Genomic DNA, 15,224 nt, shown 5'->3' with positions numbered 1-15,224 from the left:
CCAGCACAGCACTGGTCTGGTCGAAAAGTCAGACGCGCGGCGCATCGCGGCGCGACATGTTTTCGCCCAGCCATTGCGCGATCTTGTCTTCCAGCGTTTCGGGGCTAATGGGCTTCGACAGATAGTCATCCATGCCCGCCTCCAGGCATAGTTCACGGTCCGCCTCCTGCGTATGGGCGGTTACGCCGATGATCGGCACATGTCGGCCGTCGGCGGCGGTCCGTTCCGCGGCGCGTATGGCCTGCGTCGCCTGATGCCCGTTCATGACCGGCATCGAGACATCCATCAGGATGAGAGCGGGATTATTCTCCTGCCACGCCTGCACGGCTTTCTTGCCATTGCCGACAATCAGAAAGCGCAGACCCGCCTGCTGCAATATCTGGGTGAAGACTATCTGGTTGACGTCATTGTCTTCCGCCACCAGCACATCGACCAGATTGGACCGATGCCATAAAGGCACTGCCGTGGCTGTGTCAGCCCGCTGTTTCCTCACCACGGGGCCGTTTTCCGGCCGGACGGCGCGCTCATCGCGGCCTGCCTCAAGCAGCGCCGGAGCTTGGCGAGCGCGTTTCAGCCGCACATCCCGCACCACATCGAACAGGGTGGAACGGAGCAGCCGCGCCCGCGCCGGCTTCATCAGATGCGCCTGCACGTTGAGATCGGTGAACAGCGTCTCGTCACCGACGACATCCATGGAGGTCAGGAAAACAATGGCGATATCGTCAAAACGCGCATCCGCACGGATCCGCTCCACCACATCCAGCCCGTTCATGACGGGCATGTGATAATCGAGAATGACGGCGTCAATGGCAAATCCAAGTGCCACCGCCTCCTCCAGCACCGCAATGCCAGTAGGTCCGTCACTCACCGCGTGGCCGTCTATGCCCCAGCTTCTCAACTGCTCCGTCAAAATACGGCGATTGACGTCGTTATCGTCAATGACGAGCACGCGAATATCGTCGATCGCCACGGAAAGAAGCGGGAGGTCGCGCTGTCTCTCGGTCACCTGAAACGGAATATTGACCTCGAAAGTCGATCCCTTTCCAACGTCGCTGACGACATTGATCGCGCCATCGAACAAACCGACGAGCCCGACCGTGATCGCCAGCCCCAGCCCGGTTCCCTCGTGCCGGCGCGTGGCGGAGCCGTCAACCTGGCTGAACTTGTCGAAGATGGTTTCAAGCTTGTCGGCCGGAATGCCGATCCCGCTGTCTTCGACGCGCAGCGACAGGATGGCCTCGGAAGCTTCCGCCGAACGCGCCGAAAGCTCGACCAGCACATGCCCTATTTCGGTGAACTTGACCGCGTTTCCAACGATATTGGTGACGATCTGCCGAAAGCGGCCGGCATCGCCGATAACCTTGCCGAAGACAGAAGCATCGATCCGGACGATCAGCTCGATGTCCTTTTCAAGCGCCGCCGAGGACAGCAGCGACACCACATCCTCGACCGCCTCCGCCGGATCGAAGGGCACGCTGCGCAGCCTCATCTGCCCGGCCTCGATCTTCGAGAAATCGAGAATGTCGTTGATGATCGTCAGAAGCGCATTGCCGGATTTGACAATGATATCGGTAAAGGTTTTCTGCCGCGTATCGAGATTGGATTTGGCCAGAAGCTCCGCCATGCCGAGAACGCCATTCATGGGCGTGCGGATTTCATGGCTCATATTGGCCAGGAATTCCGATTTGGCCCGATCCGCCGCTTCCGCGCGTGACAGAAGCCGCTGCAATTCCTCTTCACGCAGCTTCATCTCGGTCACATCGGTGACGATGATGAGCCAGTAATTGCCGGAACTGTTGGTGGCTTCCAGATTGAGCCAGCTCTTTCCGGCGACATTGATGAGCCAGGAAAACGGCCGGTTGGCGGCGATATTCTCCCTCCAGGCGCGCAGCGTCTCGGCAGCCTCCTCGGCCGTGCCGAAATCGCCACGGCCGGCGCAATGGGCGAAGAAACCCGACCAGTTGCAGCCCTTTTCCAGGAGATGCGGCGGCACGTCGAACATGCGCGCCATCGCCTCGTTGGACATGATGATCGTGCCCTGTTCGACCAGCACCAGCCCCTGCGCCATGGCCCGCGTGGCTCCCTGCATATATTCGCCGACGCGTTCCAGTTCCGCCTTCGCCTTGCTGATCTCTACATCGCGCATACGCACATCGGTGACATCGGCATAGGTGCTGAGAATTTTCCCGCCTTCGAGCCGGGTTTTCGAAATGACCGTGACCTTGCCGCTTTTGCTTCGCACCTCACGGGGCGCAAAGACCTCCTCCTTTAAAAGCCGCTGCACCCGCTCGCCATAGACCTCATCGAAAGGCCTGTCGCCATAGTCATAAAGGCCGCTGTCGAAATTCATCTCCATGAATTCGCGATAACTTTTGCCGACAAGCGACTTTTCGCCGCCGATCTCTCCCCAGACCTCATAAAAGAACGGATTGACATATTCGATGACGAGATCGGCGTCGAGCAGCAGCACGCCCACCGGCAGGGCATGAAGAACCGCTTCAAGCTGGCGGTGCAGCTTCTCGGCTTCGGCCTGGGCGGCGATCAGCGCCTTTTCCCGCTCCTGCAAAAGGCTGACATCGGTAACGGAACCCACCAGATAATATTCGTCATCCGGCGTCGCAACCCGGCCGAGCCGGGTGATGACGGGAATGGCCTGTCCGTTGCGCTGAGGCATGTTTCCCGTGCGTTCGAGCGCCTCTCCGGTCTGCAAAATCCGTTCGTTTTCCTGCTGGAACTGGGAGCCGTTCTGCGGGAACATTTCGGATTCGGTCTTGCCCATATAGTCGGCGAGATTACCGCCGAGGAATGTATCGTAGGCGGCATTGGCGTAGGTCAGCCGCCTGTCCTGATCCCTCAGGAACACGCCGACCGGCAATTGTTCAAGCGCAGCACGCAGCAGCCATGTCTCGCGGATTTGTGTGCTCAGAAGAGTCTCATGCGCCTTGAACTCGGTCACATCTACCCTGAGCCCGACAAGCATGCCGTTTTCCAGCCGCTTGTTGATCATACGCACCCAGCGGCCGTCGGCAAACTGCTCGACCCTTTCGAGATAGGGGAGGGAAAAATCGCGCAGCTGCTTCTGCATCCAGTCATCGAAAGACGGCGCGTCACTTTCCAGAAAACGATATCCGCTCGAAAAATAGAGCGTTTTCATCAATGCTTCGAGCCGGATGCCGGGTTTCAGCTCGATGTCGAGATCACCGTAAAACTCTGCGAATCGCGCGTTACAATAGACCAGCCGATTATCCCGGTCATAAACGACGATGCCAGCATCGATGAAATCCATGACGCCGCTGCTGAACAAAATATCCGACGCACCGCCCACGGCCGCGGACTTGCGCGAAACAGCCGACGGCGTCTCCTCGAACATTTCGAACAGGAAAAGATTGCCGTCTTCGCCGACGAAGCGTTCGCAGCGAAGCAGGGACGATTCCACGCCGGTCGGGGCATGACAGGCTATCGTCTCGTCGGTCGCAAAGACCAGCGAACGGCGCTCACGATCCTCCCGCTCTGCATCGCGAATGTCGGCGGAGAGGGAAAGAGTGGTATGACCTTCAAATGCTGAAGGCTCTCGCCCCATGACCCGGGCATAGGCGGCATTGACCACGACATAGCGCAGCTCGCTGTCCTTGATGCACGCGGGCAGGTCGAGGGCGGCAACAGCCCTGCAAGCCTTTTCCAGCAACCCGCAGCCTTCGGTCAATCGATACTCCACATCTTGCAGTCCATTCCTGTCGAATCAAATATTTCCGGACGCCGTCTCAGAAAACGTTATGTGAGAAAATCGATCTTTGCTATGTATTCGAGGGTGCCGTTACCCCTTTTTAACCATAATTCTTCGGCATCACCTGCGTCGTTGCGGCAATCGCCGGCCACCGATGCGCATGGCTGCCATGCGCCCGCCTGCGGCCATGTTACAAAACTATCGCTTGACTTTGATGCGCAAAACGCCCACATCCCCGTCAAGCTTTCACCTTCGGCAGCCGCGTGAGCTGCAGCGTATGACCGGAAAACACCCTTAAGGTATCCGGCACGCATGAAGGAAAAGCGCAGAGAATACAGAAGACGGCATGTGCCGCACTGATGCGCAGAAAGTTATTCCAACCCACAAGTTCCCAATTCACGCGGGGTTCTTGACGCCGAAACCGCCGGACAGCTGCACTGTTCCGGACGACTGGTTTTTGGCGCCCCGAAAGGCATTATATTGACCAGTTTTAGCGAACTCGGCCTCTCCGAAAAGATCGTGGCCAGCGTTACCCAGCTTGGCTATACCGCTCCCACCCCTATTCAGGCAAAGGCCATTCCGCTGCTGCTTGAAGGCCGTGACCTGATCGGCCTCGCACAGACCGGCACCGGCAAGACCGCCGCTTTCGGCCTGCCGATCATCGAAACGCTGATGAAGCAGGCCGACCGCCCGGCAAACCGCACCTGCCGCACCCTCATCCTCGCCCCGACGCGCGAACTGGTGAACCAGATCGGCGAAAACCTGCGCTCCTTCGTGAAGAAGACGCCGTTGCGCATCAACCAGGTTGTCGGTGGCGCATCGATCAACAAGCAGCAGCTCCAGCTCGAAAAGGGCACGGACATTCTGGTGGCCACCCCCGGCCGTCTGCTGGACCTCATCGCCCGCAACGCCATCTCGCTCTCCAAGGTCACCTATCTTGTGCTCGATGAAGCGGACCAGATGCTCGATCTCGGCTTCATCCACGATCTGCGCAAGATTTCCAGAATGGTTCCGGCCAAGCGCCAGACGCTTTTGTTTTCGGCCACCATGCCGAAGGCGATTGCCGATCTGTCGCACAGCTACCTGACCGATCCGGTCAAGGTCGAAGTCACGCCTCCGGGCAAGGCTGCCGACAAGGTCGAGCAATATGTGCATTTCGTTGCCGGCAAGAACGACAAGACCGATCTCCTGAAAAAGTCGCTGAACGAAAACCCGGATGGCCGCGCCATCGTTTTCCTGCGCACCAAGCATGGCGCGGAAAAGCTCTACAAGCATCTCGAACATATCGGCTTCAAGGTCGCTTCCATCCATGGCAACAAGAGCCAGGGCCAGCGTGAGCGGGCACTGAAGGGCTTCAAGGACGGTGATATCAAGGTTCTGGTTGCAACCGACGTTGCCGCCCGCGGCATCGACATTCCGGCTGTGACGCACGTCTTCAACTACGACCTGCCGGAAGTGCCTGACGCCTATGTTCACCGCATCGGCCGTACCGCCCGCGCCGGCCGTGACGGCATCGCCATCGCTTTCTGCGCACCGGACGAAACCCGCCTGCTGCACGACATCGAAAAGCTGATGAAGATCGATATTCCGGTTGCCTCGGGTGAACGCCCATCCGTGCTTGCCAGCCCGACGCGCCCCAACAACAACCGTGGCGGCCGCAACAACAATGGCGGCCAGCAGCGCGGCCCGCGTGAAGGCGGACGTCACAACGGCGAATCCCGCCCGTCACGCCACCATGCGCCGCGCGATGCCGACAACGATCTGGAAGTCACCTCCGACTTCAAGCGCGTGAAGCAGGCAGAAGGCGATGCAGGCCGCCCGGCCGGCCCGCGCAAGCACCGCCGCCCGGCCCGCAAGCCCGGCGGCAGCGGCGCCAACCGCCACGCCCCTGCTGGCGGCAACGGCCAGGAAAAGCGCGCTTCCGGCAACGGCAATCGCGGCCGCAACCGTTAAGACCATCTAAATGGATTGAGGGCACCGCGGCCTTTTTCTTCTCCCCGCCGGGGAGAAGGTGGCCCGAAGGGCCGGATGAGGGGGCAAACTCTCCGAAATCCGGCAAGGGCGCCCCCTCATCCCGCTGCCGCGGACTTCTCCCCCTCGTGGAGAAGAAACAAGCGGCACGCGCTCGCCAATAATCAAGCCCCGCAGCCACAGCCGGCCAGCGGGGCTTTTCTTTGCTGTCACCCGCCCTCAACCGCGGATCGACGCCGGGACGGCAAGGTCATCGCCAGCACGCCGACGATCACGCAGACAAGCCCCACCAACATGGCCGATGTCGGCACCTCCCCCAGAAATGCCATGCCGATGGCGACGCCAACAGGCACCCGGAGATAGGCCTGAGACGTGGTGCCGACGGAGCCCAGCGTCTGCATCAGCCGGAAATAGATCATGAAGGCAAGCGCGGTGGAAAAGACGCTGAGGCTCACAAGTGCCATCAGTGAAGCCGCCGAAGGTGACAATGTCCAGGGCCGGTCAACGATCAGGCTCACGGGCAACAGCAGGACAGCACCGCAGATGAGCGAGCCGGCGGCCGGCATGATCGGATCGAGCCCTTTGAAATTTTTACTGAAAATGGCCGCGCAGGCATAGGAAAACGCCGCCGTCAGCACGGCGAGCTGACTCCATATCGCCTCGCCCGCTCCATCAAGTGCTTCCATACCGATGATGAGGCAAACGCCCGTCATGCCGGCAATGGTGCCGAACAGCTTGCGCCCGCTGACCGCCTCGTGCCGGATGACCAGCGCGGTGAGAAGAAAGGTGAAGATCGGCGTCGTTGCATTGAGAATGACGGCAAGTCCGGCATCGATGCTCTGTTCCGCCCAGGCGATCAACGTGAAGGGCAGAACGCTGTTAATGCAGGCCTGAATGAAAAACAGCCGCCACGTCGCCAAATCCGTGGGCAGACGTAGCCCGCGCACGCGGATCACCGCAAAAAGCAGCAGACCGGCTATCATCGTACGCGACGCGATGAAGGTGATCGGCGGTATCGTCTCCACCCCGATCTTGATGAAAGTATAGGATGCGGCCCACAGCGTGGACAGCAAGGCGAGAAACAGCAATTCACGGGCTATGGTGTTCTGAGGGGTCACGGATCGATCTTCCAACGTCATTCAGGATGAACCGTTGCTAACCGAAAACACGCGCCAATGCTTCGGCGATGGCCGAAGTTTCCGCCACTTCAAGACACAAGGCCCTGCATGGTTCCAGCCATGCGGGGCCTCGATAAAGATCAGTGACCATCTCGGCCAATCAGGCGCGGCGCTCGTCCACAGAGAAAGCGCCTGGACCGGCAACGAACAGATAGAGGAAGATGAAGCAGAACAGAATGGCGGCGTCGCCACCGTTCAGGGCCGGGAAGAAGCTCTTCGGTCCATGCGCGATGAAATAGGCAACGGCCATCTGACCGGACAGGATAAAGGCGACCGGACGCGTGAACAGGCCGATCAGCACGAGAACGCCGCCGACGAATTCCAGAAGCGCCGCCACGAGCAGCATTGTCGGCAGGGAGCCTTCCATCTGCGATGCCGGAAAACCGAACAGCTTCTGCGTTCCATGCGAAATGAAAAGCAGCGCCGTCATGATGCGCAGCGCCCCGAGCGCCTGCGGGCGATAGCGGGAGAGTGTGTCGAAAGTTGCCATGGTCATGTGTCCCCGTTGAAGTGGTGCCGCGCTCGATACAGTGCATTTAATCCTTAATGGATACACGTCTCTAACACCGGAAATCACGTTTCCGATATAGCAGAACTCCCTTAAATACAGAAAGGGAGGCATGCTACACATGGTTGATTTTCAAGCGCAAAATTGACCTTCTGCCGAAAAAATCAACCCAAGGATACAGGTATTTTCCGGTGTGGCAAAGACGGAAAAATCCGCCTCTTCCTCACGCCTGCAAGACGACGACCTTCGAACCCACCGGCACGCGGCTGTAAAGATCGATGATGTCGTGGTTCAGCATGCGGATGCAGCCGCTCGACATGGCGTGGCCGATGGATTGCGGCTGGTTGGTGCCGTGCAGACGGAACATGGTGTCGTTGCCGCCGCGATAGAGATAGAGCGCGCGTGCGCCGAGCGGATTATTCGGGCCGCCCGCCATACCGCCGGCGAATTTCAGATTGCGCGGATCGCGGCGCATCATGTTCGCTGTCGGCGTCCAGGACGGCCATTCCGCCTTGCGGCCGATATAGGCATCGCCCTTCAGCGCAAGACCCTGCCGGCCGACACCGACGCCATAACGCATGGCGCGGCCATCGCCCATAACGTAATAAAGCCGCCGCGCCGGCGTATCCACCACAACCGTTCCGGCCGGGTGTCTGGTGTCGTAGCTGACTTCCTGCCGGCGAAGCTCCGGCTTGACCTTGTCGAGATGCATGGCGGGAAGCGGGAATTTCTCCTCCGGCTTTGCCGCATAATTCAGCCTCTGCTGGCCAATACCGGTATTCGCGCAGCCAGCCAGAAACAACGGCAATCCGAACAGAACACCACGACGTGAAATAGACATGTAACCCCCGCCAATCTTTGGATTAACGAGAGGTATAATTTTATGGTTAACAAACCCCTAATATGAGGTTGCAGCAATTAACGCGTCGCAACCGCTGCGGCAGGCTTGCGATTGGCGAGATAAACCCCCGTTACCGCCAGAACGGTGCCGGCAATCATGGCGGGTGTCAGCGTTTCGCCGAAAAGCAGCGCGGCTTCCACGGCGGCAAGCGGCGGCACGAGATAGATCAGCGAGGCGGCCCGCGAGACCTGCCCGCGCCGGATCAGATAAAGAAGCAACGCCACGGCCCCGATGGAGATCGCACCCACGGACCAGGCGAGCGTGGCGGCAAGGCCGAGGCTCCAGTCCACATGCCCGTCCTCCAGCAGAAGCGCGAAAGGAACAGTCACCAGCAACGCACCGACATATTGCAGCGTGGCCACCGCCATGATGTTTCCGCCATGGACATATTTCTTCTGGTAGAGCGTGCCGTAGGTGACCGAAGTCATGCCCAGCACATTCACCGCCACGGCGTAGAGCGGCACCGACAGGCCGACAGCACCGGTGGCCATGACCTTCGGCAGCACGGCAATGGCGATGCCCGCAAAGCCGAGCAGGAGACCGGCGCGCTGCAGCGGCGAAATTCTCTCGCCAATCATGAAACGGGCGGCGACCGCCGTCATCAGCGGCTGCAGACCGGCGATGATGCCGCCGATCGCGGCCGGCACGCCCTGCCCTATCGCCCACCAGATCATGCCGAGATAAAGACCGTGGAGGAAGACGCCGGACATGATCGCCCGGAAGAGATCGACGCGTCGCTGAGGCCACTGAATGGAGGAAACGCGGCAGATCGCCCACAGCAGCGCTCCCGCCAGAAGATAGCGCAGGCAGAGAAAGGTGAGCGGCCCGGTATAATAGACCGCATATTTGGCGGTGACCCAGCCGGTCGACCAGAGAAAGACGAAGATGGCCGGAGCCAGACGGTCGAGCGACATGGGAACATCCCCTGTGCCGCACGATGCCCGTAACCGGACACGGTGCGGGAAAGGCGGCGAATTGATATTTCTGCGGCTTCACGCTAACCGGCGAAGGATCGAACCGGATATTCAGCAAGGCGGTATCCGCATCCCGACGAAAGGTCAAAGGCGTTTTCGTGATCGCATCTTTCAGATTTTCTGATGCGACGCCCGATATTCATCAATCGAAAGCGACTGACTAAAATTTATGCATTCGCCCACGACGCACACAGCACCGTCACACCGATACGCGCCTCATCCCCACGCAACCAATTTGCCAATGCCGCATTTATAGGCTGAAACCCAAAAAACGCTTCTTTTTTAAAACCCTAAGGCGACAAAAAATCTTCTTGTGGAGGCCTGCATAGTTCTTGCATTGCATTTCTCGTTGTATTCAAATGGCAAAAAAGGGGACATCGAAGTTGGCATTTGACGAAATGATAAATGCGGACGACACGCCGCGAAGCCCATATGAAAACTATAACGAGTGGTACAGCCGACAGGACAGGGCGCACCTGATCCAGAAATCAAAAGACGCGGAAAACATCTTTCGAAAAACCGGTATTACTTTCGCAGTCTATGGCCATGCCGACAGTTCAGAAAAACTGATCCCCTTCGATATAATCCCGCGCATCATCTCCGGCCGCGAGTGGCGCAAACTGGCCCAGGGCATCGAACAGCGCGTTCTCGCCCTCAATGCTTTCCTCGACGATATCTATCACAAGCAGGAAATCATCCGCGCCGGGCGCATTCCCCGCGAAATCATCGAGAAGAACGAAGCCTTCCTGCCGGAAATGATCGGCTTTACCCCGCCCGGCGGTGTCTACACCCATATTGTCGGCACTGATATCGTCCGCACCGGCGAAGACCAGTTCTACGTTCTGGAAGACAATGCCCGCACGCCTTCCGGTGTCAGCTACATGCTGGAAAACCGCGAGACGATGATGCAGATGTTCCCGGAACTCTTCCATGAAAACCGCGTGCGCCGGGTGGAGGATTACCCCTATCTGCTGCGCCAGTCGCTCGCCTCGCTCGCCCCGCCCGGCTGCACCGGCAAGCCGCGCGTCGCGGTGCTGACCCCCGGCATCTACAATTCCGCCTATTACGAACATTCCTTCCTCGCCGACATGATGGGCGTGGAACTGGTGGAAGGATCCGACCTGCGTGTCATGGACGGCAAGGTCAAGATGCGCACGACGCGTGGTTATGAGGCAATCGACGTTCTCTACCGCCGCGTCGACGACGACTTCCTCGATCCGCTGACCTTCCGGCCGGACTCGGCGCTCGGCGTGCCCGGCATTATGGATGTCTACCGCGCCGGCAACATCACCATCGCCAATGCTCCCGGCACCGGTATTTCCGACGACAAGGCAATCTATTCCTACATGCCCGAGATCGTCGAGTTCTATACCGGCCGCAAGCCGCTCCTGGAAAACGTGCCGACCTGGCGCTGTTCCGAGCCCGACAGCCTGAAATATGTGCTCGACAACCTCGCCGAACTGGTTGTCAAGGAAGTCCACGGTTCGGGCGGTTACGGCATGCTGGTCGGCCCCACGGCGACGAAACGCGAACGCGCGCTGTTTGCCGATAAGCTGCGGGCGCGCCCCTCGAATTACATCGCGCAGCCGACGCTGTCGCTCTCCACCGTGCCGATCATGGTAAAGAACGGCATCGCGCCGCGCCATGTCGATCTGCGCCCCTACGTACTCGTCTCGGACAAGGTGCAGATCATTCCCGGCGGCCTGACCCGCGTGGCGCTGAAAAAGGGCTCGCTGGTGGTCAATTCCAGCCAGGGCGGCGGCACCAAGGATACCTGGGTACTGGAGGATTAAGCCATGCTGGGCAGAACGGCAAACGGGCTCTACTGGATGTTCCGGTACATCGAGCGCGCTGAAAACATCGCCCGGCTGATCGATGCGGGCCTGCGCGTTTCATTGACGCGCAGCGGCAGCGGCGATGAGGACTGGGATGGCGTGCTGCAAAGTGCGGGCGTGCGCGAAGCCTTTCTCGAAAAGCAAGAGAAGGTGACGACGGCGGATGCGATCGATTATCTGCTTCGGGAAAAATCGAACCCTTCCAGCGTCATGTCCTGCATAGAGGCGGGCCGCAACAACGCCCGCATGGTGCGCACGGCACTCACGCGCGAGACATGGGAAGCCACCAACGAATTCTGGATCGAGCTGAAGAATATCCTCGGCCGCAAGCTCAACCATGCCGAACTGCCGCAGACAATCGATGTCATCAAACATCGCGCCGGTCTGGTGCGTGGCGCCTTTCACGGCTCGATGCTGCGCAACGATCTGTACAATTTCTCCCGCATTGGTACCTTCATCGAGCGCGCCGACAACACGGCCCGCATTCTCGATGTCAAATATTACGTGCTGCTGCCGGCGGTCGCCCATGTGGGGTCGTCGCTGGACAATGCGCAGTGGGAATCCATCCTGCGTTCGGTCTCGGCGCACCGTTCCTATGGCTGGGTTTACGATGCGGAATACAAGCCGGCCAATATTGCCGACTTCCTCATTCTCAATGGCCGCATGCCGCGCTCGCTGGCCTATTGTTATGAAAAGATCGCCAGCAACCTCAACCACATAGCCGAGGATTACAGCGAGAGGCACAAGGCGCATGACACGGCGGAAAGCATTCGCGACAGCCTGCGCGCGACCACCATCGCCCGGGTCATGGACGAGGGCCTGCACGAGTTTCTGGAAAGATTCGTCCATCGCAACGGGCAACTGGGACAGGAAATCACGGAAGGCTACCGCTTCTATCAATAAGCGCGTGGACGGGGACAGCTTATGCGTCTGAAAATCACCCATACGACGGAATATGTCTATGACGAGCCGATGCCCTATGCGTTGCAGCGGCTGCGCCTGACACCGCAGACCGGCCCGGGCCAGACGGTGGAAAACTGGGATGTCTCGGTCGATGGCGCCACCGTCGAAGTGACCTATGACGACCATTTCGGCAACCGCGTTGCGCTGGTGGAAACCGAAGGCCCGCAAAAGCGGGTGAAGGTGGTGGCGAACGGCACTGTCAGCACGCAGGACAAGGCGGGCGTGTTCGGACACCACATCGGCAACGCACCGCTCTGGCTGTTCCTGCGGGAAACACCGCGCACCAAACCGGGAAAGCTGGTACGCGAACTGGTGAAGGTGAGCGTGGGCGAAACCGAGCTTGCCCGCCTGCATAACCTCATGGAGAATATTCACGGCAAGGTGGACTATGTTCCCGGCTCGACCGACATCGAAACCACTGCGGAAACGGCGCTGGAAGCGGGCAAGGGTGTGTGCCAGGATCATGCCCATATCCTGATTTCCGCCGCCCGGCTGATGGGCCTGCCCGCGCGTTATATTTCCGGTTATCTGATGATGGAAGAGGTGGAAGAACAGACCGCCACCCACGCCTGGGCCGAGGTTCATCTTCAGGGGCTGGGCTGGGTGGGCTTCGACGCCGCCAACAATATCTGCCCCGATGACCGTTACGTCCGCATCGCATCCGGCCTCTGCTACCGCGATTGCGCGCCTATATCCGGTATGCGCATCGGCCCTGCCGGTGAGACCCTGAATGTGTCGGTCACCGTCCAGCAATCGCAGGGCCAGAGCCAGTCGCAAAGCTGAGACCATGGTTGCCAAGGACGACAATACGATCGGTTTCTATACCGACAACGCCACCGCCTACACCTCGCGCGGACAGGCGGTGGACCGCCCGCATCTGGAGAAATTCCTGGCGCGGCTTCACGAGGGTGCAAGCATTCTCGAACTGGGATGCGGCGGCGGGCAGGACAGCGAATTCATGCTGGCCGCCGGTTACGATGTCCACCCCACCGATGGAACGCCTGAAATCGCCAAAGCGGCGCAGGCCCGGCTCGGCATTCCTGTCCGGACATTGCTGTTCGAGGACATCCACGAGCGTGAGCGATATGACGGCGTCTGGGCCAATGCCTGCCTGCTGCATGTGCCTCGCCCTGCCCTGCCGGGCATTATCGGCCGCATCCACATCGCGCTGAGGAAGGGCGGCGTTTTTTATGCCAGCTTCAAGGCGGGAGAAGCGGAAGGCCGCGACATGTTCGGCCGTTATTACAATTACCCTTCGAAGCCCTGGCTTGAAGACGTTTACGGCCAGTTTGGCTGGGCGACAGTGGAGATCGAGGCAAGGCAGGGCAGCGGTTACGACCAGCTCCCGACCGCATGGCTGCATGTGACGGCAACAAAACCCTGATCCGACGCGACAAGTTGGCGGTTGCGAAACGCCGTCCCACCCGGTTTAATCCCCGCATTGATTTGAAAGCATGATCCGGCTTCCGCCTGCGGGAGGAAAGTCGGCCGGGAGACGGCCTTGTACAGTATTTCCGATTATCGCGATTGCCAGTCGCATGGACCCATCATAGCAGAAAGGGTCTGGACGGCCTGGTGGCAGGATAGCGGCCTTCAGGTGGGCGACGTCGCCGAGCACCTGAAGGACATGACCAACCCCCATGCGCTGCCCACCGGCTTTGTCGCCCATGACGGCGGAAATTATGTCGGCTCCGCCTTCCTCATTCATTCCGATCTTGAGGAGCGCCCGCAATATTTGCCCTGGGTCGCAGCCTTGTGGGTGGAAGAAAACCGCCGGCGCTCGGGCGTGGCGCGAGCCTTGATGCAGGCCGCGACGCAAAGGGCGGCCGAACTTGGCCACGAGACCAGCTATCTCTGCTGCCGGCGGGCTCTTGAAACCTATTATGTCAACTGCGGCTGGACCGTTCTGGAACGTGGCGTCGGCAAACACGATCTGACGGTACTGACCTACAAAACGTGACGCCGCTTGCCATTTAGCCATCACGTCTGAACCATCGGAGGGACCATGCGACCGCCAGCAGCCATCATGGAAACCGCAATCTATGTGGATGATCTCGATGCCGCCGAGGCCTTTTACCGGGATGTCTTCGAGCTGGAGATCATCCGCAAACTGCCCGGGCAATTCGTGTTTTTCAGATGTGGGCAGCAGATGTTGCTGGTTTTCGATCCCGAGAAGTCGCGCAAGGCTGATCCAGAAAATCCCATTCCTCGCCATGGCGCGGCAGGCGAAGGCCACTTCTGCTTTTATGCGAAAGACAAACAGGGCGTGGATAGCTGGAAGACGCGTTTTGAAGCATTCGGAATCCCCATCGAACATTACCATCGCTGGCCGAATGACAGCTATTCCGTTTATATCCGCGACCCTGCGGGCAACTCCGTAGAAGTTGGCGAAGGCAAGCTATGGGGAATTGAACAGGCCTGACGACAACAGGAGACAATCGTGAAGAACATTTTTGTGGTGACGCACGCGCAATCCTTTCACCACATCGAAAACAAGGTTGGCGGCTGGTATGACACCGGTCTGACACCGGTGGGCAGGGATGATGCGAGTGCTGTGGCCAGCAGGCTCGGGGCTCTCGTTGGCGACGAGCCTGTGGAGATTTTCAGCTCCGACCTGCTTCGGGCTTCACAGACGGCCGAGATCATCGCTGAAGGCTTTGGCCAGCCGATCGAGCTCACGCGGGACTTGCGGGAAATGAGCTACGGCGAAGCCGAGGGCATGCCGCAGCAATGGCTGGACGACCGCCAAATCCCGGCACCGCACCATAATCGTCTGGATCACCGCGGCGGCATAGCCGATGGCGAGACCCGGCGCGAATTCGCCGAAAGGGTATATCGGGCCGTAAACATGATCATCACGCGGCCATGCGCCACGCTGATCATCGTGACCCATGGCTTCGCTCTAACATTCGTCATCGCGGCATGGATCAAGATGCCGATCGAAAGCGCCGGCTATGTCAGCTTTCCGGCGCGCCCCGGAAGCATCACGCATTTGAAGGAAGACGATTACTGGCAGAACCGCGCCGTTGTCTCATTGGCGGATGTTTCGCATCTGGAGGATTTTGCCTCACGGTAACCTGACGCAGACAATATGACTTGCGTCATTCCGGCCTTGTGTGGACGAATGGAGGGAGCAATAGCTCCCTCCATCATTCGCAAAGATGGCCTGC

Annotated in this window: 13 protein-coding genes; 8 read left to right on the top strand and 5 right to left on the bottom strand. The window is 59.4% G+C overall.

Translation table 11 applies throughout. The features are described from left to right. Positions 1–28: 28 nt before the first annotated feature. Positions 29–3,703, bottom strand: a complete 3,675-nt coding sequence (locus tag AGR1_RS01630) for a response regulator (RefSeq protein ID WP_149146003.1) — start codon at positions 3,701–3,703, stop codon at positions 29–31. A gap of 501 nt (positions 3,704–4,204) precedes the next feature. Between AGR1_RS01630 and AGR1_RS01625 the strand changes: the two genes are divergently transcribed. Next, a complete protein-coding gene (locus AGR1_RS01625; protein WP_149146002.1) occupies positions 4,205–5,677 on the top strand; it encodes a DEAD/DEAH box helicase in 1,473 nt (490 codons plus the stop codon). Between the two features lie 227 nt (positions 5,678–5,904). Here the strand turns inward: AGR1_RS01625 and AGR1_RS01620 are convergent, their stop codons facing one another. From AGR1_RS01620 to AGR1_RS01605, 4 genes are all read right to left on the bottom strand, one after another. Then, positions 5,905–6,813: an EamA family transporter gene (locus AGR1_RS01620; protein ID WP_149146001.1), complete on the bottom strand. Its 909-nt coding sequence runs from the start codon at positions 6,811–6,813 to the stop codon at positions 5,905–5,907. Positions 6,814–6,973: 160 nt separating this feature from the next. Beyond that, positions 6,974–7,363, bottom strand: coding sequence for a DoxX family protein (locus tag AGR1_RS01615; protein ID WP_162927311.1), 390 nt, complete (start codon positions 7,361–7,363; stop codon positions 6,974–6,976). Positions 7,364–7,604: 241 nt separating this feature from the next. Beyond that, on the bottom strand, positions 7,605–8,222 hold the full coding sequence (locus AGR1_RS01610; RefSeq protein ID WP_077981495.1) for a L,D-transpeptidase: 618 nt from the start codon (positions 8,220–8,222) through the stop codon (positions 7,605–7,607). Positions 8,223–8,299: 77 nt separating this feature from the next. Continuing rightward, positions 8,300–9,196 (bottom strand): DMT family transporter, encoded by an 897-nt coding sequence (locus AGR1_RS01605; protein ID WP_149146000.1) that lies wholly within the window; start codon positions 9,194–9,196, stop codon positions 8,300–8,302. Between the two features lie 443 nt (positions 9,197–9,639). Between AGR1_RS01605 and AGR1_RS01600 the strand changes: the two genes are divergently transcribed. The 7 genes from AGR1_RS01600 (at position 9,640) to AGR1_RS01570 (ending at position 15,130) form a co-directional block, all read left to right on the top strand. Continuing rightward, positions 9,640–11,049, top strand: coding sequence for a circularly permuted type 2 ATP-grasp protein (locus tag AGR1_RS01600; protein ID WP_162520313.1), 1,410 nt, complete (start codon positions 9,640–9,642; stop codon positions 11,047–11,049). 3 nt (positions 11,050–11,052) lie between these two features. Beyond that, on the top strand, positions 11,053–11,994 hold the full coding sequence (locus tag AGR1_RS01595) for an alpha-E domain-containing protein (protein ID WP_149145999.1): 942 nt from the start codon (positions 11,053–11,055) through the stop codon (positions 11,992–11,994). A gap of 21 nt (positions 11,995–12,015) precedes the next feature. Then, positions 12,016–12,837 (top strand): transglutaminase family protein, encoded by an 822-nt coding sequence (locus AGR1_RS01590; protein WP_149145998.1) that lies wholly within the window; start codon positions 12,016–12,018, stop codon positions 12,835–12,837. A 4-nt stretch (positions 12,838–12,841) separates the two neighbouring features. Continuing rightward, positions 12,842–13,438 (top strand): class I SAM-dependent methyltransferase, encoded by a 597-nt coding sequence (locus AGR1_RS01585; RefSeq protein WP_149145997.1) that lies wholly within the window; start codon positions 12,842–12,844, stop codon positions 13,436–13,438. A 117-nt stretch (positions 13,439–13,555) separates the two neighbouring features. Beyond that, positions 13,556–14,014, top strand: coding sequence for a GNAT family N-acetyltransferase (locus tag AGR1_RS01580; RefSeq protein WP_149145996.1), 459 nt, complete (start codon positions 13,556–13,558; stop codon positions 14,012–14,014). Between the two features lie 45 nt (positions 14,015–14,059). Further along, positions 14,060–14,476 (top strand): VOC family protein, encoded by a 417-nt coding sequence (locus tag AGR1_RS01575; protein WP_080789955.1) that lies wholly within the window; start codon positions 14,060–14,062, stop codon positions 14,474–14,476. A gap of 18 nt (positions 14,477–14,494) precedes the next feature. Continuing rightward, entirely contained in the window at positions 14,495–15,130 is a 636-nt protein-coding gene (locus tag AGR1_RS01570) for a histidine phosphatase family protein (protein ID WP_149145995.1), read from the top strand. The last annotated feature ends 94 nt before the right edge of the window (positions 15,131–15,224 follow it).

Source organism: Agrobacterium sp. B1(2019) (assembly GCF_008274755.1).
Classification (GTDB): domain Bacteria; phylum Pseudomonadota; class Alphaproteobacteria; order Rhizobiales; family Rhizobiaceae; genus Agrobacterium; species Agrobacterium salinitolerans.
The sequence above is the reverse complement of the archived record's forward strand: the minus strand, read 5'-3'. Positions and strand labels throughout refer to the sequence as shown.

Excerpts from the sequence above, each read along its gene's own strand:
- AGR1_RS01595 (WP_149145999.1), top strand. The coding sequence starts at position 11,053 with ATGCTGGGCAGAACGGCAAACGGGCTCTACTGGATGTTCCGGTACATC.
- AGR1_RS01615 (WP_162927311.1), bottom strand. The coding sequence starts at position 7,363 with ATGGCAACTTTCGACACACTCTCCCGCTATCGCCCGCAGGCGCTCGGG.
- AGR1_RS01575 (WP_080789955.1), top strand. The coding sequence starts at position 14,060 with ATGCGACCGCCAGCAGCCATCATGGAAACCGCAATCTATGTGGATGAT.
- AGR1_RS01610 (WP_077981495.1), bottom strand. The coding sequence starts at position 8,222 with ATGTCTATTTCACGTCGTGGTGTTCTGTTCGGATTGCCGTTGTTTCTG.
- AGR1_RS01585 (WP_149145997.1), top strand. The coding sequence starts at position 12,842 with ATGGTTGCCAAGGACGACAATACGATCGGTTTCTATACCGACAACGCC.
- AGR1_RS01590 (WP_149145998.1), top strand. The coding sequence starts at position 12,016 with ATGCGTCTGAAAATCACCCATACGACGGAATATGTCTATGACGAGCCG.
- AGR1_RS01605 (WP_149146000.1), bottom strand. The coding sequence starts at position 9,196 with ATGTCGCTCGACCGTCTGGCTCCGGCCATCTTCGTCTTTCTCTGGTCG.